The sequence below is a fragment of the Marinobacter sp. F4216 genome, from assembly GCF_019931195.1.
Lineage (GTDB): Bacteria > Pseudomonadota > Gammaproteobacteria > Pseudomonadales > Oleiphilaceae > Marinobacter > Marinobacter suaedae.
In genome coordinates, this window is the sequence record NZ_JAIOUO010000008.1 from 1 (window position 1) to 18,158 (window position 18,158).

Here is an 18,158-nt window from a genome sequence, read left to right on the forward strand (position 1 = left end):
CGTGTCCGTCAGAAGTGGGGCGCATTCTACAGCCCTCAGGAAAACTGTCAACGCCGGATTTTGACATTTCTCACGATGCTTCGGTTTCCACCTACAGCGACACCTCAAGGTCGCTCATATTTCGCTCATATTGATCGGCGTTTGACCACTCTTGGATTTCGAACAAACGGAACGAGAACGCCCCACCCGTTCCAGCGAGCACGGAGCCACAATAATCCTCCGATGAGCACGCCATAAACCACCATCTCACCCACGTCGCTCCGCGCCTGCCAGATGAAATGAATCCAGGCCGCAACGACCGACACGTAGATGAGGCGATGCAACCGTTTCCAGTCAGAGGCCAGGCGCCTCATCATCCCCTTCGTGGATGTCAGTGCCAGCGGCACCAGGACCAAAAAGGCAACTGACCCCGCAACAATGTACGGGCGCTTGGTGAAGGTAGCCCACAGGTCCTGCCACCCCAGAATAAACTGCAAAAACGACAGCACATGCAGACAGGCGTAGAAAAAGGCGAACAGCCCCAGCATTCGGCGCACCCGAATCCAGCCAGCCCACCTCGTCCAACGCTGCATCGGAGTTATACACAGTGTGGCTATTAACAACTGAAACGCGGCTATACCAAGGGCCTGCGTCACTTCCTGACCAGGATCCGGACCAAGATTTCCAGAGGCTATGCGCCCGATCAGCACAAACAGTGGCACTGACGCCAACAGGGCAACACCCACCCGAAAGCACAGCAGGAAGGCCCGACTTTGACGCCAGCCAGAGAGCTCCATCAGTAAAATCGCCGCAGGTCCATCCCCTTGTAGAGATGCGCTACCTGCTCACCATAACCATTGAATTTCTGCGTCTCGACCCAGTTTGGGCTGAGCAACCCCGACGGGAGACGACGCTCCCGCTTCTGACTCCACCTAGGATGGTCTACCTCAGGATTCACGTTGGCGTAGAAGCCGTATTCCTGGGGGGCAATCATTTCCCAGGTGGTTGCGGGCTGATCTTCCTGGAAGCGGATTCGGACGATTGACTTGATGCTCTTGAAGCCATATTTCCAGGGCACGACAAGTCGAATCGGCGCACCATTCTGGTTTGGCAGGGTCTTTCCGTACAAGCCAACGGCCATGAAGCTGAGTTCGTTCATCGCCTCGTCCATACGCAGGCCTTCCCGGTAAGGCCAGTCGATGGTACTGAACAACGACCGCTGCCCGCGCATTTCATCCGGTTCATGCAGGGTTTCGAAATACACAAACTTGGCCCGGGAGGTAGGTTCGAATCGCTTCAGCATGTCTGCGAGGGGAATTCCAATCCACGGAATCACCATCGACCAGGCTTCCACGCAGCGCAGTCGGTATACCCGCTCTTCCAAGGTGTGTGGTTTTACCAGATCCTCCAAAGCATAGGTCCCCGGCTTGCCACACTCCCCATCAACCACCACCGACCAGGGATCGACGCTCATTTCATGGGCGTAACGGACGGGATCGTCCTTTCCTGTGCCGAATTCATAAAAATTGTTGTAGCGAACCACATCTTCGAAAGGGGTTTTTTCCTCATCGGTGGAGAAGTCCGGCGCCGGCGTGAAATCCAGGTCTTCGAGCGAATCCGGACGAAAGGCCGCAGATAAACTCATCGGCGCACACAGGCCCGCCGTGCCGATGGCAAGACCGGCCATGAACGTTCGGCGATTGAGAAAGACGCGCTCGGGCGTCACTGCGGAGTACGGAAGTGCCCAGGAAGGGCGCTTGTGGATAGGCATCGGCATTCTCCGGTCCGGCCATTCAGTTCATAACAACTGACGCGGTTGACCGGAGCCTGCCGGCGGAATTCCCGGCGTTGTTATCACCGGGAACTCTGGGACTTTAATCAGCCGCCAGCACTGCGGCGCGGTTTTTTCCGAAAGATTGCACGAACCGGGCCGGACAACGCGTACATCAGGAAGATGCTGAACAGTACGGTCGCGGGATCAAGTGCGATCACCACGAAGATCAGCACCACCAACAGAATAGCAGCAAACGGTACACGCCCACGGAGATTCAAATCCTTGAAGCTTCGGTACAAAATGTTGCTGACCATCAATATGCCCGTGCCACCGACCACCACCATGGTCAACAGGGTTAGCCACGACGACGGCTCGAACTGATGGAAGCACCACACCAGGCCAGCAACACAGGCGGCTGCCGATGGACTGGCGAGACCGACAAAGTATTTTTTGTCGACCGACCCGATCTGGGTATTGAAACGAGCCAGGCGCAAAGCCGCACCCGCGACATAGATAAAGGTGATGGCCCAACCGACCTTGCCAAGATTATTGAGGGACCAGAAGAAAGCCACCAGTCCGGGGGCCACGCCGAAGGCAACCATGTCCGCCAGCGAGTCGTATTCCTCACCAAACTTGCTTTGGGTATTGGTCATACGGGCGACACGCCCATCGAGCCCATCGAGAATCATCGATACAAAGATCGCGATGGCGGCGTTATCAAATACGCCATTTGCCGCAGACACGATGGCGTAAAAACCCGAAAACAGTGACGCGGTGGTGAGTGAGTTGGGCAGCAAATAAATCCCCTTGCGACGAACCGGGGCGCCCTCAACCAACTCCTCTTCGACCACCTCGAAAATCTGCAACTCGTCTTCCGAGGTTTGCTTTTCAGTGTTTGCCGATGGTGAACTCTCAGGCTCCATATCAGCAGATTTCTTTTCGTCAGTCATTGCCATCACTCCGGAAAGCGTTTGGGCGGAGTATATACGAAAAACGCGGCTACCCGAGCCGCGCTTTCCTGAACTGTTCGAATTTCCGATCAGTTCTTTTCTTTATCTACGATCTTGTTCGCAGAGATCCACGGCATCATGCCACGCAGCTTCTCGCCCACCACTTCGATTTCGTGAGCAGCATTCTGGCGACGACGTGCCGTCATGGACGGATAGTTCAGAGCGCCTTCAGAGATGAACATCTTGGCATATTCACCGCTCTGGATACGCTTGAGTGCGTTACGCATGGCTTCGCGGGACTGCTCGTTGATCACCTCAGGACCGGTCACGTACTCACCATACTCCGCGTTGTTGGAGATGGAGTAGTTCATGTTGGCGATACCGCCTTCGTACATCAGGTCAACGATCAGCTTGAGCTCGTGCAGACACTCGAAGTAGGCCATCTCCGGAGCGTAGCCTGCCTCGGTCAGGGTTTCGAAGCCTGCTTTTACCAGCTCTACCGCGCCACCGCACAGGACCGCCTGCTCACCGAACAGGTCGGTTTCAGTCTCGTCCTTGAAGGTGGTTTCGATGATACCGGTACGACCGCCACCGATGCCGCTTGCATAGGACAGGGCCAGGTTCTTGGCGCTGCCGGATGCGTCCTGGAAGATGGCGATCAGGTCAGGAATACCGCCGCCCTTGGTGAACTCGGTGCGCACGGTGTGACCCGGAGCCTTCGGCGCCACCATGATCACGTCCAGATCCTTGCGGGGAACGATCTGGTTGTAGTGAATCGCGAAACCGTGGGCGAACGCCAGAGTAGCGCCCTGCTTCAGGTTCGGCTCGATTTCCGCCTTATACAGCTGCGCCTGGAACTCGTCTGGGGTCAGAACCATCACCACATCGGCTGCAGCTACTGCAGACGGAACGTCACTGGTCTTCAGGCCGTAGGCTTCCGCCTTGGCAATGGAGGAAGAACCCGGGCGCAGACCCACCGTTACGTCAACACCGGAATCCTTCAGGTTGCACGCGTGCGCGTGACCCTGGGAACCGAAACCGATGATGGCAACTTTCTTGCCCTGGATGATGGAAAGATCGCAATCCTTATCGTAATAAACCTGCATGTGAAACCTCTGTTCTTAGTATTGGCCTCAGCGGGCCACGTGTTTTAAATATGTTCGTTGTCGGTTGTTAAAGGCTGAGCACTTTCTCGCCGCGTGCAATACCTGAAACCCCGGACCGTACCACCTCCAGAACACCGGAGGTACCCACCGCCTGGATAAAGCCATCGAGCTTCTCGCTGTCGCCAGCCAGCTGGACGGTATACACCGAACTGGTGACATCGACAATCTGCCCCCGGAAGATGTCCACGGTGCGCTTGATTTCCGCACGCTGGGACCCGGTGGCCTTGAGCTTGATCAGCATCAGCTCCCGCTCAATGTGGGCGCCTTCCGTCAGGTCTACAAGCTTGACCACTTCAATCAGCTTGTTGAGCTGCTTGGTGATCTGCTCGATGACCTTGTCGGAACCGGTTGTGGTCACCGTGAGCCGGGACAGGGTCTCATCTTCTGTCGGAGCGACCGTGAGGGTTTCAATGTTGTAGTTACGCTGGGAGAAAAGCCCCACCACGCGGGACAGTGCTCCAGGCTCGTTTTCCAGCAAAACAGAAATGATTCGACGCATGATCACACCCTCTCCGTCTTGCTGAGCCACATATCTTTCATGGAGCCACGAGCGACCTGCATCGGATAGACGTGTTCAAACCGATCCACGTAGATGTCCACGAATACCAGCTCGTCCTTCATGGCCAGAACTTCTTTCAACTTAGACTCCAGCTCTGCCTTCTTCTCAATCCGAACGCCTTTATGGCCATAGGATTCCGCCAGCTTGATGAAGTCCGGCAGAGATTCCATGTAGGACTGGGAATGGCGGGACTCGTAGTTCATGTCCTGCCACTGTTTCACCATACCCAGGGCCTGGTTGTTGAGGTTGATGATTTTCACCGGCAGGTTGTACTGCTTGCAGGTGGACAGTTCCTGAATGTTCATCTGGATACTGCCTTCGCCGGTGATACACAAAACCTCATCATCCGGATGAGTCAGCTTGACGCCCATGGCAGCCGGCAGGCCAAAGCCCATGGTGCCGAGACCACCGGAGTTGATCCACCGGTTGGGCTTGTCGAACTTGTAGTATTGCGCGGCAAACATCTGGTGCTGACCAACATCGGAGGTGACAAACGCCTCGCCATTGGTGAGCCTGTGGAGGATTTCGATCACCTCTTGCGGCTTGATGACGTCGTCACTGGTCTCGTAACGCATGCCATGAAACGCCCGCCACTCCTCGATCTGCTTCCACCAGGCCGCAATCGCGTCCGCGTCAGGCTTCTGCTTGCTCTCCTTGACCAGCGACAGCATTTCTTTCAGCACTGCATCCACCGGGCCCACGATGGGCACATCGGCTTCCACGGTTTTGGAAATCGAGGCCGGATCAATGTCCACATGGATGATGCGGGCGCCCGGGCAGAACTTCTCGGTGGCATTGGTCACACGATCATCAAAGCGCGCACCGATCGCCAGAATCAGATCGGCATGGTGCATCGCCATGTTAGCTTCGTAGGTTCCGTGCATGCCGAGCCAACCCAGATGCTGCTTGTCGCTTGCCGGATAACAGCCAATCCCCATCAGGGTATTGGTGATCGGGTACCCGAGCTTGCGAACCAGCTCGGTCAGTTGATCGGACGCCTTGCCCAGCACCACGCCACCACCGGCGTAGATCACCGGTCGACGGGCTGCCAGCAGCATATCCACCGCTTTCTTGATCTGGCCGGCATGGCCGCGAATGGCCGGGTTATAGGAGCGCAGTTTGACCTTCTTGGGATAGGCGTATTCGTAGCGCTCGTTGGGGGTGGTCATATCCTTGGGGATATCCACCACGACCGGGCCGGGACGGCCGGTTGCCGCAATGTAGTACGCCTTGCGAATCACTTCCGGGATTTCTTCCGGATGACGCACGCTGAGGTTGTGCTTCACCACCGGCCGGGAGACACCGATCATATCGGTTTCCTGGAACGCATCCTCGCCGATCAGTGTGGATGCCACCTGGCCACACAGAACGACCATGGGGATGGAATCCATAAACGCGGTCGCGATGCCGGTGATGGTGTTGGTGGCTCCGGGGCCGGAGGTGACCAGAACGGTACCCGGCTTGCCGGTTGCACGGGCATAGCCATCGGCCATATGGACCGCTGCCTGCTCGTGTCGAACCAGGATGTGTTTGACCTTGTCCTGTCTGAACAGCGCATCATAGATATGAAGTGCTGCACCACCCGGATAGCCGTATATGTATTCGATACCTTCGTCCTGCAAGGACCGGATCAGCATATCGGCGCCAGACAATAACTCCACGGTTTTCTACCCTCTTCTAATTGTGAATGTTCCGGGCTCCTGCCCGGTTGCCTGGATTCACGGTTTCCCTGCTTCTTGTGAAAGCGGAACCGACTGCTCCTCCACACCCTGATCAGAGGTTGTCTCCTGGCCAGCCGCCCTCCTGAGGGTTGCGGAGAACGACCAATCAACGGGTTGCGTGTCAGCAACAACCACCCTGCAACATCATGCGCAGAGCGTTGGGTGTGGTGTGTGATGGGGGATACTCGCTCGGGATTGCCTGCCGTATTGACCCCAGTCCTCAGGCAAACGGTAATTCTGACAGCGGGAAACTCCCTGTCAATAGGTCAGTTAGCTTTGATTTGGCTGCGAAACGATAGGCCGGCCACACTCGGAAACAAAACCAGAACAGAGTTTTGAACCAGATGGAAGAAATCTGCTGTGTTGAGTGGCATGATAGCGGTCAGTCATTCAAGAACAGTACCCGGCCTGTCAGGGTCTCCCCTGGAACCGGGAGTAGTAAACACCGAGTGGATGTACCCATGAATAAGAAGATTCTGACGCTGGCCGCCTTGCTGGCCGTTGTACCGGGCATTTCAATGAGCGCATCAGTTTACAAGTGGACTGATGAAAATGGGGTAACGCACTTCGGGGATCGGCAGCCGACGGGCAAGTCCGCGGAACGCGTGAATGTGCGTGCCGGCGTTCCCGCCAGCGCCGCCAGCCAGAAAGCAAGTCCGCAGGAGCGGCTGGCCGACATGGAAAAAGAAAAGGAAAAGGAAAACCTGACCGCCCGTGAGCGGGCTGAAATGGAAGCCAGAGAAAAGCAGCGCGCGGCCAACTGTGAAACAGCCCGCAGCAACCTGAAGGTGATTGACAGCAACGCCCGCATTCATGTTGAAGACAATGGCGAGAAACGCTACCTGTCACCGGAAGAAATCGCCGAACAGCGCCAGAAATTCCAGCAAGTCGCCGAAGAAAACTGCGGCCCGGAAAAGACCACGGCTGCCAACTGATCCTTTTGGCGACGCCTATCGATTAAGGCAAATACAGCGGGGTATCCGGTCCGGATACCCCGCTTGCGTTTCAGGCCTTCACAAACTCCAAATTGTGGTCCCTGACGGTGCCATGGATTGTGTCTCCGGGCACGAACTCGCCCTGCAACAACCGCTGGGCTAACGGGTTCTCGATCAGCCGCTGAATAGCCCGCTTCAACGGACGCGCGCCATACACCGGGTCATACCCCACCTCGGACAGGAACTCCATCGCGGTATCATCCAGCTCCAGAGCGATATCCTGCTCCTTCAGGCGCTTGTTCAGGGATTCGATCTGAATCCGCGCAATGCCCTGAATCTGGCTTTCCGCCAGCGGATGGAAGACCACAACCTCGTCCACACGGTTGATGAACTCCGGCCGGAAGTGCGTACCAACCACCTCCATCACCGCGTTCTTCATGGACTCGTAGTTTTCCTCACCCGCCTTCTGCTGGATGATGTCTGAGCCCAGGTTGGAAGTCATAACAATGACGGTGTTCCGGAAATCCACTGTCCGACCCTGGCCATCGGTCAGGCGACCATCTTCCAGGACCTGCAGCAGGATGTTGAAGACATCCGGGTGGGCTTTCTCCACCTCATCCAGCAGCAGTACCGAGTAAGGCCGACGACGAACCGCTTCCGTCAGGTAACCCCCCTCTTCATACCCGACGTAGCCGGGAGGCGCACCGATCAACCTTGCCACCGAGTGTTTCTCCATGAACTCGGACATATCGATCCGCACCATGGCCTCTTCGGTATCAAACAGGAATGACGCCAGGGATTTACACAGCTCGGTTTTACCCACACCGGTTGGCCCGAGGAACAGGAACGAACCGTTAGGACGATTCGGGTCAGACAACCCGGCCCGGGAACGGCGAACCGCATTAGCCACGGCCTCAACCGCCTCATCCTGACCAATGACCCGCTCGTGCAGGGCCTCTTCCATACGCATCAATTTGTCGCGCTCACCTTCCAGCATCTTGGACACGGGGATACCGGTCCACTTGGAGACCACTTCGGCGATTTCCTCATCGGTGACGCGATTACGCAGGAGTTTCATCTCCATCATTTCCGCCTGGCTGGCCATGTCGTGCTGCCGCTCCAGCTCGGGGATCTGTCCGTACTGGAGTTCGGACATGCGGCCCAGGTCACCAGCACGGCGAGCATTTTCAAGATCAATACGCGCCTGCTCAAGTTTGCTTTTGATCTTCTGAGAGCCGTGCAACGCCGCCTTCTCGGTGTTCCAGACCTCTTCAAGATCCGCGTATTCGCGCTCAATTCCGGAGATCACGTCGGACAGCTCATCCAGACGCTTCTTGGACGCCGCATCCGTTTCCTTCTTCAAGGCTTCACGCTCAATCTTGAGCTGAATCAGGCGGCGCTCCAGACGGTCCAGCGCTTCCGGCTTGGAATCCATCTCCATACGAATCTGGCTGGCTGCCTCATCCACAAGATCGATGGCCTTGTCCGGCAACTGACGGTCGGTGATGTAACGATGGGACAGCTTGGACGCGGCGATGATGGCGCCGTCGGTCACTTCGACCCCGTGGTGAACTTCGTAGCGTTCTTTCAGCCCCCGCAGGATGGCAATGGTGTCTTCCTCGGTTGGTTCGCTCACCAATACTTTCTGGAAACGACGCTCAAGGGCGGCATCTTTTTCAATGTTTTCCCTGTACTCGTCCAGCGTGGTGGCGCCCACACAATGAAGCTCGCCGCGGGCCAAAGCTGGCTTGAGCATATTGCCCGCATCCATGGAGCCCTCAGCTTTACCGGCACCAACCATGGTGTGGATTTCGTCGATGAACAGGATGATCTGACCTTCCTGCTTGGCCAGTTCGTTCAACACGGCCTTCAAGCGCTCTTCAAACTCACCCCTGAATTTGGCACCGGCAATCAGGGCACCCATGTCCAGAGAGAGCACTTTTTTGTCTTTCAGGCCTTCGGGCACTTCGCCGTTGACGATGCGCTGGGCCAAACCCTCAACAATGGCGGTCTTGCCCACGCCGGGCTCACCGATCAGAACCGGGTTGTTCTTCCGGCGACGCTGGAGCACCTGAATGGTCCGGCGGATTTCATCATCCCGGCCAATCACCGGGTCCAGCTTCCCGGACTCCGCTCGCTCGGTCAGGTCAATGGTGTACTTGGACAGCGCCTGACGGCTTTCTTCGGCGCCCGGATCATTCACTGCTTCCCCACCACGCACCTCATCAATAGCTTTTTCCAAGGCCGCTTTGTTCAGCCCCTGTTCGTTCAGCACCCGGCCAAGGGTGCCACGGTCTTCCAGGGCCGCCAGCAGCATAAGCTCACTGGAAATGAACTGGTCCTTACGCTTTTGCGCCAGCTTGTCTGCAATATTGAACAAACGCCCCATGTCGTTGGACATGGACACGTCGCCTGCCGAGCCCTGAACTTCGGGCAATTTTTCGAGTTCCCGGGCCACCGCCTGACGAACTCTGCCGGGCTCACAGCCGGCCTGCTTTAGCAGGGGTTTGATGGAGCTACCGTCCTGATCCAAAAGTGCCTGCATCAAATGCAGAGGCTCGATAAAGTTGTGATCCTTACCCACCGCGAGGGACTGGGCATCGGCTAACGCCGTCTGTAACCGGCTGGTCAGCTTATCAATTCTCATAAACTCGTATCCCCAATTGAGTTGCCCGGGTGTCGGCTTATCGACGCCTCCACACCCATCATGCTTTGAAAGTAAATGTAGGGGCACGCAGAGCGACTTCAAGCAGGGGAACAATCAAGCTGCTGAAAAATTGATCGGCATCATACTCTTGAGGAAGAGCGAATCAGGGGGTGAGCCAAATCAGGCTGGCCATACGACCGGTCTGGCCATCTCGCCGGTAGGAGTAAAAACGGGAAGGGTCTGAAACCGTGCACACTGGCTCACCGAAAACCGACGTCACCCCCAGCGCAGACAGCCGGATGCGAGCCAACTGGTATAGATCTGCCATGTAATGGCCGGGGCGGGCGCCCTGCTTGTGAAAGGCCTTTTCGGCGAGCGGGTTGGAAGCGAGAAAGGACTCGCGAACTTCAGGCCCAACTTCAAACCGCTCAGGACCAATTGCCGGCCCAAGCCAAGCCAACAGCTCGGCAGGGGACGAGCGGAACTGACCAATCACATTTTCCAGCACCCCCTGACAAAGCCCCCGCCATCCGGCGTGGGCGGCAGCCACCTGGTTGCCAGCGCGATCACATAACAATACCGGCAGGCAATCGGCGGTCAGAATCGCACACACCTGTCGCGAGTGGACCGTCATGGCAGCATCCGCACTGGGAACTCGCGGCGCGACGGGGAGCTCCACCACATCGGTACCGTGCACCTGATCCAGCCATCCAAAAGCCTCTGGCTCGAGGTTCAGGTGGCCCGCCAGCCGCCGTCGGTTGACGTCCACGCGGGAAGGATCGTCCCCCACATGCATGGCCAGATTCAACGACTGCCAGGGCACCTCACTGACACCGCCCGCACGAGTTGTGCAGACGGCCCGCACCCTGGCAGGTGCCGGCCAGTCAGGCGTGATCAGGGGGAGATCAGTAGACATCGCTCGCCAGGTCTTCGACGTGTTTGCGCAGGGCCGCCAGCAGGGCCTGCATATCCTCTGGCAGAGGCACTTCCCAGGAGAGGATCTCGCCAGATTCCGGGTGTTCCAGCGTCAGTTGCCGGGCATGGAGTGCCTGCCGGTTGAACGCCGCCAGAGCCTCCCGGAGTTCTTCGGTGGTTCCCTTCGGCAGGCGCAGGCGCCCACCGTAGAGAGGATCTCCGACCAGCGGGTGCTTGACGTGCGCCATGTGCACCCGGATCTGGTGGGTCCGACCGCTTTCCAGCTTGCATCGGATATGGGTATGGGCAGCAAACCGCTCCGCCAAGCGATAGTGGGTGACGGCCGGTTTGCCGGAGGCCACCACCGCCATTTTCTTGCGTTCCCGAGGGTGACGACCAATGGGCGCATCTACGGTTCCACCGCCGGTCAGTTCCCCGACCACCACAGCATCGTATTCCCGCCCCATGGTTCGGGTCTGCAGCTGATCGACTAACGATGTGTGGGCAACCAGACTGCGCGCCGCCACCATAATGCCTGAGGTGTCTTTATCCAGACGATGGACAATCCCCGCACGGGGCAGATTCTCCACTTCCGGCGCGTAATTGAGCAGGGCGTTCACCAGAGTGCCAGCCGCATGTCCTGCTGCCGGGTGCACCACCAATCCCGCCGGTTTGTTGATGACCAGCAGGTGCTCATCCTCGTAGACGATATCCAGGGTGATGTCCTCGGCTTCCCAACTGACCTGTGCCTCGGGCTCCGCATCAAGATTAATCTGATCATCGAGCATGACCTTGTCACGGGGTTTGCGCTTTTCGCCATTCACGGTCAAAGCACCGCTCTTGATCCAGCTTTGAAGGCGGGAGCGTGAATGCTCGGGCATCAGTTCGGCGGCGGCCTGATCCAGGCGTCGATCGCTCAGTTCGGGTGGCACCGCAAAACTGGCTGTAATTCGGTTTTCAGATGACATTAAGCCCCCAGGGCCGATGTAGGTTTCGTATGATTGAATCAAAAGGCCAGACCACTCTGCACATCCGGCGACATCCCCGCTACAATGGCGTCTCTTTTGAACTCATCAACATTATACGGGATTCCGGCATGAGATCAGTTGTTCGTTCATTGCTACTGACCACTATGGTCGTTCTGGTCAGTGCCTGCGCCTCCAATCAACAGGAGGAGGTGCTGCCGGAGAAGACTTACTACGAGAACGCTCGCGAGGCCATGAACTCCGGCAACTTTACCGAAGCCGAGGAGAACCTGGACGCTCTGGAGACCTACTACCCGTTCGGCCGTTACGCTGAACAGGCGCAGCTTGACCTGATTTTCGCCCGCTACCAGAACCTGGACCTGGAAGGCGCCCGTGCTGCGGCTGACCGCTTCCTGCGCCTGAATCCCCAGAGCGATCACGCCGATTACGCGCTCTATATGCGAGGACTGGCGTCCTACAATCTGGACCTTGGGTTAGCGGCCCGCTATTTCCCGATCGATGTGGGCGCCCGGTCCCCCGGTGAACAGGAGCAAGCCTTTCGGGATTTCTCTGAACTCCTGAACCGGTACCCCGAGAGCCAGTATGTCGCTGACGCCCGCCAGCGCATGGTTGCCATCCGCAACCGCATGGCAGAGCTGGAAATCTATACTGCCCGATACTACATCAAGCGAAGCGCCTACGTAGCGGCGAACAACCGTGCCCGTTACGTGGTGGAAAACTTCCCGACCACGCCGTCTGTGGAGGAAGCATTGGTGATCATGGCGGAAACCTTCCGGGCCCTGGAGCTGCCAGAGGACTCACAGGATGCTATTGCACTGCTCAAGCAAAACTTCCCGGAGAGCAAGGCGTTCAATCCGCAGGGTGAGTTCGAAGCAAACCTGCTCAACGCTGAAAGCCGCTCCCTGTCTAACGTGGTGACCTTCGGCCTGATGGGCGACGACTGAGTCGTCGCCCCCGAACGCCTGCCCGCTTACTTGCCGCTCTTCCAACCATTGGTAATGGGATAGCGGCGGTCCTTGCCAAAGCCTCGCTCGGTAATCCGCACCCCAATCGGGGCCTGGCGACGCTTGTACTCATTGATATCCACCAGGCGGACGACCCGCTCGACATCAACTCGATCAAACCCTTCGGCAACAATCGCATCGGCGCTCAGATCCCGCTCTACGTAGAGATTGAGAATCTGGTCCAGCACGTCATAACCGGGCAGGCTGTCCTCATCTTTCTGATCCGGCGCCAGTTCCGCGGACGGTGGGCGAGTAATGACCCGCTCCGGTATGACCGGGGAAACAGTGTTTCGGTAGCGGGCCAGCCGGAACACAAGTGTCTTTGGCACATCCTTGAGCACATCAAAACCACCGGCCATATCGCCATACAGCGTGGAATACCCCACCGCCATTTCGCTCTTGTTGCCCGTGGTGAGCACCAGCGAACCGAACTTGTTGGACAACGACATCAGTAGCACACCACGAAGGCGGGCCTGGAGATTTTCTTCAGTTGTATCCGGCCGGGTGCCCTCGAAGGGTTTCTCAAGGGTGGCCATAAAGGCATCGTACATGGGCTCGATGGAGAAGACGTCGTACTGAACGTCCAGCGCGTTGGCTTCTGATTCTGCATCTTCCAGGCTCATGCTGGAGGTGTACCGGAACGGCATCATGACCGCACGCACCCGCTCTTTGCCCAGCGCATCAACGGCAACCGCCAGGGTGACGGCTGAATCAATGCCACCCGACAGGCCAAGCACCACCGACTTGAAACCGTTTTTGTTGACGTAGTCCCGCACACCGGTCACCAGGGCACTGTACACCTTGGCTTCCAGGCTCTGTGCCTCGGGCAGCGGCTGGGATATAGGCTGGCAATGGTGTTCATACAGGAAATCAACCGGATAGAGTCCTTCCGCAAACTGGGGCACCTCCACCGCCAACTCACCGGAATGGTCATACACCATGGAGCCACCGTCGAACACCAGTTCGTCCTGGCCGCCCACCAGGTTCAGGTAAACAATGCTAACCAGGTTTTCCCGGGCCTTGCGCTCGATCAGCGCCTTGCGTCGTTCCTGCTTGTCGAGATCGAAGGGCGATGCATTGATGTTCAGAATTAACCGTGCGCCAGCGGCTGCCGCGTCCTCAACCGGGCCTTCCCGCCAGATGTCTTCGCAGACGGTCAACCCCACTGGGACACCACGAATCTCAACGACTACCGGATCCCACCCCTCGGCGAAATAACGCTTTTCGTCAAAGACCTGATAATTAGGCGGATACCGCTTGAAGTAGCGCCCGGTGACCTGTCCGTTTTCGATCACCAGCGCTGCGTTGTATAGCAAAGCCCCGTCACGAACCGGGGCACCAATGACGATGGCAGGGGCCAGCTGGGCATCCTGGATTCGTTCCAGTGCTTCCCTGACGCGCAGGTCCAGGCTCGGTCGCAACAGCAGGTCTTCCGGCGGATACCCCGTCAGACACAATTCCGGGAACACCACGATATCAGCCTGATGTTCCTGTTCCGCGCGCCGGACCGTTTCGATCACCAGGTCCGTATTCCCGGGAATATCGCCCACCAAAAAGTCTTGCTGAGCCATGACGACCCGCAGTTTCTGGGGAGATGCGTTGAGGGATGTTCGACTCCCGGAAGAGGACATAAATCGGCTCCTGTAACTCATTGCCACTAAAAGGCTATTATAACCCGGCGGAAGCTAGGATTTCTTTATACGAACAGCGGACTCTCTATCCCATGGCAGTAGACAAACCGTCCCTCGCGGGACCAGCCCTCCAATCCCCCACACTGCCTCAGCAGGCGAAACTGTTTCGTATCTACAACCATTACCGGCTGGTGGTCAGTATTATGCTGCTGGCGCTGCTGTTGATCGATCCGGTCAACTTCGACTCCCAGTTCCGGCTGCCGGACTATTACCTCGCTGGTTCCGCCGGATACCTTGGCCTGAACGCCTTCATCGCGCTGATTATTGTGGCAGGTTTCCAGCCAATCCGCAGACACATTATCCTGTCCATCCTGCTCGATATCCTGATTATCCACTGGCTGCTTTTTACCAGCACGGGGATTACTAACGGCCTCGCCAACCTGGTGATTATTTCGGTTGCTGCCGGCAATATTCTGACCCCGACCCGGGTCGGTACCTTCTATGCCGCACTCGCCGCGCTCTGCTCCCTTGGCATCTCTGGTTGGGCCACGTTGGTTCTCGATGCATCCGCAGACGATCTGGTTCGCGCCGGCTCCCTGGGCATCCTGTATTTTGCTGCCGCGTTTACGCTCCAGTATGTCTCCCGCCGAATGATGCGCAGCGAAGCCCTGGCCAGTAGCAGGGCCCGGAGCCTTGAAGAACTCGAGCAGATCAACAAACAGATCATCCAACGGATGCGCACCGGTATTCTGGTGCTCGACCGCCATGGGCAGATTCGCCTGGTCAATGTGGCAGCCGAGGAACTGTTGTTTGGGACGCCCTCCAGCCCAAATCAGCAACTGCCCCCAAGCCGTGTTCTGCCCCAACCGTTGAAACTTGGGCTGGAGGCCTGGATTCGCAATCCCGGCCAACGCATAGAACCTTTTCAGCCATTTCCGACCTCACCGCGCCTGCAGGCCAATTTCACGGAACTGGACGTCAGCCGCAAGGATCACATCCTGGTATTCATAGAAGACATAGGTAAGGTGACCCAACAGGCCCAGCAAATGAAGCTGGCCTCTTTGGGAAGACTAACGGCCGGGATTGCCCATGAGATCCGCAACCCTCTGGGCGCCATAAGTCACGCAGCCCAGTTAATGGAAGAATCCCCCACGCTTTCTGAGGGGGATCATCGGATGCTGGACATCATCCGACGTCACTCCCGGCGCGTGAATGGGATCATCGAGAACGTGCTGGACCTGTCTAGACGACAGGTAGCGCAGGCTGATCAGATTGACCTCTCAGACTGGCTGCAAGAATTTGTGTCTGACTACCTGCAAACCCAGGACGGTGATCGCGCCTCAGCGACCATTGATCTCACCTTTGATGACAACCTGCCACCAGCCCGGTTCGACAAGAGCCAGTTCGAACAAGTGATGATAAACCTGTGTGATAACGGGCTTCGCTACAGTCACCAGAAAACCGGCCGATACTCGGTTAAGATTCATGCCGGCACATCGGCCGACGGGGAGCGGAGCTATATCGACATCCGTGACGAGGGACCCGGCATCGATCCGGAGCAAAAAAGCTCCGTCTTCGAGCCCTTCTTCACGACCGACAAAAGCGGAACAGGACTTGGCCTTTATCTGGCCAGGGAACTGTGCGAGTCTAACCAGGCTCATTTGTCCGTATTGGACGATGCCCAGCCGGGCTGCTGTTTCCGCATCACGTTCGCCCACCCGGGACGACTGATCTGAAGGTGCCACCTTCCCTGGAAGCGCGCCTGAATTTCGACCAGGAACCAACTCGATAACCATGACTAACGCCCCATCAGCTCTGATAATTGATGACGAACCGGATATTCGTGATTTGCTAGAAATCACGCTTTTTCGCATGGGTATCAGCGTCGAGACTGCACCTGACCTGGCGAGCGCCTACCGGCTGCTGAACGACCAGACCTTCAATCTTTGTCTGACGGACATGAACCTGCCAGACGGCAATGGCATTGAGCTGGTCCAGTGGATACAGCAACACGTTCCATCGACACCGGTCGCCGTTATTACAGCGTACGGCAGCATGGACGCCGCTATTGATTCACTGAAGGCCGGTGCGTTTGACTTTGTTTCCAAGCCGGTGGAACTGCCCCGACTCCGGGAGCTGATCAACAGCGCTCTGAAACTCGCGCCTCAGAAAGCGGAGCAGACCCCCGACGACGAAGAGCCCGGCCTCCTCCTCGGCCAATCCGACCAGATCCGCAAACTGCGCAAGCAAACCCAGAAACTGGCTCGTAGCCAGGCGCCGGTGTTTATCAGCGGGGAATCTGGAAGTGGTAAGGAACTGGTCGCCCGGATGATCCATCTGCAGGGTCCAAGAGAGGATGGCCCCTTCATCGCAGTGAACTGTGGCGCCATACCCTCAGAACTGATGGAAAGCGAATTCTTTGGCCATAAAAAAGGTAGTTTTACCGGCGCCGTGGAGAACAAGGAGGGCCTGTTCCGATCCGCCAGCGGCGGCACCCTCTTCCTCGACGAAGTGGCGGACCTGCCCCTGGCCATGCAGGTGAAGTTATTACGAGCCATCCAGGAAAAAGCCGTTCGACCGGTGGGAGAGAGCAAGGAAGTGCCGGTGGATATCCGCGTGCTCAGCGCCACTCACAAGAACCTACCTCAACTGGTACAGGACGGGCTTTTCAGGCAAGACCTGTTTTATCGGATCAACGTCATCGAACTGGCCGTGCCGCCTTTGCGCGAGCGCGCCGATGATATCCCGTTGCTCGCTGACCACATCCTGAACCGCATCGCCCGCGAGTACGAATGCGCCCCGGCACACCTAACCCCGGCGGCCTTGGATCGACTTCAGGGCTACGCATTTCCCGGCAACGTCCGTGAGCTGGAAAACGCCCTCGAGCGGGCCTTTACCCTGTGTGATGACGACACCATTGATGCTGCCGACCTGCAACTGGGTAACGGAACCCAGACGCCGGTTCCCGGGGCAACAGCCGGGGACCACCAGCCCCCCACATCCGAAGTCGCCATTCCCGAGGGCGATATAGATCTGGAAGGATACCTGGAAGATATCGAACGGAAGACCATCGAGAAAGCGCTGGAAGCGACGCGATGGAACAAAACGGCGGCGGCCAAGCGCCTGGGCATCACCTTCCGGGCTTTGCGATATCGGTTAAAGAAGCTCGATATGGACTAGGCCCAGATAACCCTCCCCGACCACATCAACTCTCTCTATACTGACCAGCTAGCCGGCAGGAAGCCGGCTAGCTGCAATTTTTCGTTTAACTGTTACAAGGACTGTAACTATGCGAATGCCACTTTTCCGGTCGGCAGGCTTTAGCCTGCTTGAGCTTGTCGTCACTCTGGCGATCATCGGCATCCTGTCAGGACTCGCCACACACAGTTGGGGCACCTGGGTCAACCAGTCCCGGCAAAGAGCGATACTGGAGCATTACCACTCACTTTTCGCCTTCGCGCGATGGTCCGCAGCCAGTCTGCGAAAAACGGTAACGGTCTGCCCCCTGTCCGCAACCGGTCAGTGCGTCGACGACTGGCAACGCCCTGTCTCGATCTTCGTCGACGAAGATAAGGACCGCAGACCTGATAATGGCGAAATCCTCAGCCAGAGCGGGATTGAACTTGCTCCGTTTTCTCTGAACTCACGAACGGGCGGACGAGGCTATTTCCGATTCAATGACGAGGGCATGAGTTCGGGGGCCATGGGCAGCCTGGTGCTCTGCCCGACCAATACATCGGAGGGAACCATGAGTTACATGCCCGTCAATATGGCGGGTCGTTTCCGGGTCGAGAAGGACAACGATCGCGATGGGAGAATACGACTTTCCTGGGGCGGTCTCATCAGCTGCTGAACGAAAAAGAGCCGGCTTTGCCGGCTCTTTTTATGACG

15 protein-coding genes are annotated in these 18,158 nt (G+C 57.4%); 5 read left to right on the top strand and 10 right to left on the bottom strand.

Annotated elements, in window-relative coordinates:
• Window positions 1-125 precede the first annotated feature (125 nt).
• From K8I84_RS15065 to K8I84_RS15090, 6 genes are all read right to left on the bottom strand, one after another.
• Window positions 126-776, bottom strand: coding sequence for a sulfite oxidase heme-binding subunit YedZ (locus K8I84_RS15065; protein WP_223795606.1), 651 nt, complete (start codon window positions 774-776; stop codon window positions 126-128).
• The gene (msrP, locus tag K8I84_RS15070) at window positions 776-1,750 is read right to left on the bottom strand and encodes a protein-methionine-sulfoxide reductase catalytic subunit MsrP (protein ID WP_223795607.1); all 975 of its coding nucleotides are present in this window, start codon (window positions 1,748-1,750) and stop codon (window positions 776-778) included. The genes K8I84_RS15065 and msrP overlap by 1 nt, the downstream gene beginning before the upstream one ends.
• A 107-nt stretch (window positions 1,751-1,857) precedes the next feature.
• Window positions 1,858-2,703, bottom strand: coding sequence for a CDP-diacylglycerol--serine O-phosphatidyltransferase (gene pssA, locus K8I84_RS15075; RefSeq protein WP_223795608.1), 846 nt, complete (start codon window positions 2,701-2,703; stop codon window positions 1,858-1,860).
• 89 nt (window positions 2,704-2,792) lie between these two features.
• Entirely contained in the window at window positions 2,793-3,809 is a 1,017-nt protein-coding gene (gene ilvC, locus K8I84_RS15080; RefSeq protein WP_223795609.1) for a ketol-acid reductoisomerase, read from the bottom strand.
• 67 nt (window positions 3,810-3,876) lie between these two features.
• Entirely contained in the window at window positions 3,877-4,368 is a 492-nt protein-coding gene (gene ilvN, locus K8I84_RS15085) for an acetolactate synthase small subunit (protein WP_223795610.1), read from the bottom strand.
• Between the two features lie 2 nt (window positions 4,369-4,370).
• A complete protein-coding gene (locus tag K8I84_RS15090) occupies window positions 4,371-6,089 on the bottom strand; it encodes an acetolactate synthase 3 large subunit (RefSeq protein WP_223795611.1) in 1,719 nt (572 codons plus the stop codon).
• Window positions 6,090-6,610: 521 nt separating this feature from the next.
• Here K8I84_RS15090 and K8I84_RS15095 point away from each other — a divergent pair.
• A complete protein-coding gene (locus tag K8I84_RS15095) occupies window positions 6,611-7,084 on the top strand; it encodes a DUF4124 domain-containing protein (RefSeq protein WP_223795612.1) in 474 nt (157 codons plus the stop codon).
• A gap of 70 nt (window positions 7,085-7,154) precedes the next feature.
• Here K8I84_RS15095 and clpB read toward each other — a convergent pair whose 3' ends face one another.
• From clpB to rluD, 3 genes are all read right to left on the bottom strand, one after another.
• A complete protein-coding gene (clpB, locus tag K8I84_RS15100) occupies window positions 7,155-9,731 on the bottom strand; it encodes an ATP-dependent chaperone ClpB (RefSeq protein WP_223795613.1) in 2,577 nt (858 codons plus the stop codon).
• Window positions 9,732-9,894: 163 nt separating this feature from the next.
• Complete coding sequence (gene pgeF, locus K8I84_RS15105; RefSeq protein WP_223795614.1) at window positions 9,895-10,647, bottom strand: peptidoglycan editing factor PgeF; 753 nt, start codon at window positions 10,645-10,647, stop codon at window positions 9,895-9,897.
• Window positions 10,637-11,614 carry a 23S rRNA pseudouridine(1911/1915/1917) synthase RluD gene (rluD, locus tag K8I84_RS15110; protein WP_223795615.1) on the bottom strand — a complete coding sequence of 326 codons (978 nt, stop codon included), beginning with the start codon at window positions 11,612-11,614 and terminating at the stop codon, window positions 10,637-10,639. The genes pgeF and rluD overlap by 11 nt, the downstream gene beginning before the upstream one ends.
• Window positions 11,615-11,742: 128 nt before the next feature.
• Between rluD and K8I84_RS15115 the strand changes: the two genes are divergently transcribed.
• Window positions 11,743-12,576 (top strand): outer membrane protein assembly factor BamD, encoded by an 834-nt coding sequence (locus tag K8I84_RS15115; RefSeq protein WP_223795763.1) that lies wholly within the window; start codon window positions 11,743-11,745, stop codon window positions 12,574-12,576.
• Window positions 12,577-12,602: 26 nt separating this feature from the next.
• Here K8I84_RS15115 and K8I84_RS15120 read toward each other — a convergent pair whose 3' ends face one another.
• Window positions 12,603-14,267, bottom strand: a complete 1,665-nt coding sequence (locus K8I84_RS15120) for an NAD+ synthase (RefSeq protein ID WP_223795616.1) — start codon at window positions 14,265-14,267, stop codon at window positions 12,603-12,605.
• Window positions 14,268-14,359: 92 nt separating this feature from the next.
• On the opposite strand from K8I84_RS15120, the gene K8I84_RS15125 reads away from it, so the two are divergent.
• The 3 genes from K8I84_RS15125 to K8I84_RS15135 all read left to right on the top strand — a co-directional run bounded on the left by K8I84_RS15125 (window position 14,360) and on the right by K8I84_RS15135 (window position 18,120).
• Window positions 14,360-16,003: a sensor histidine kinase gene (locus K8I84_RS15125; protein ID WP_223795617.1), complete on the top strand. Its 1,644-nt coding sequence runs from the start codon at window positions 14,360-14,362 to the stop codon at window positions 16,001-16,003.
• A 58-nt stretch (window positions 16,004-16,061) separates the two neighbouring features.
• Window positions 16,062-17,447 carry a sigma-54-dependent transcriptional regulator gene (locus tag K8I84_RS15130; RefSeq protein WP_223795618.1) on the top strand — a complete coding sequence of 462 codons (1,386 nt, stop codon included), beginning with the start codon at window positions 16,062-16,064 and terminating at the stop codon, window positions 17,445-17,447.
• Between the two features lie 109 nt (window positions 17,448-17,556).
• Entirely contained in the window at window positions 17,557-18,120 is a 564-nt protein-coding gene (locus K8I84_RS15135; RefSeq protein ID WP_223795619.1) for a GspH/FimT family pseudopilin, read from the top strand.
• The last annotated feature ends 38 nt before the right edge of the window (window positions 18,121-18,158 follow it).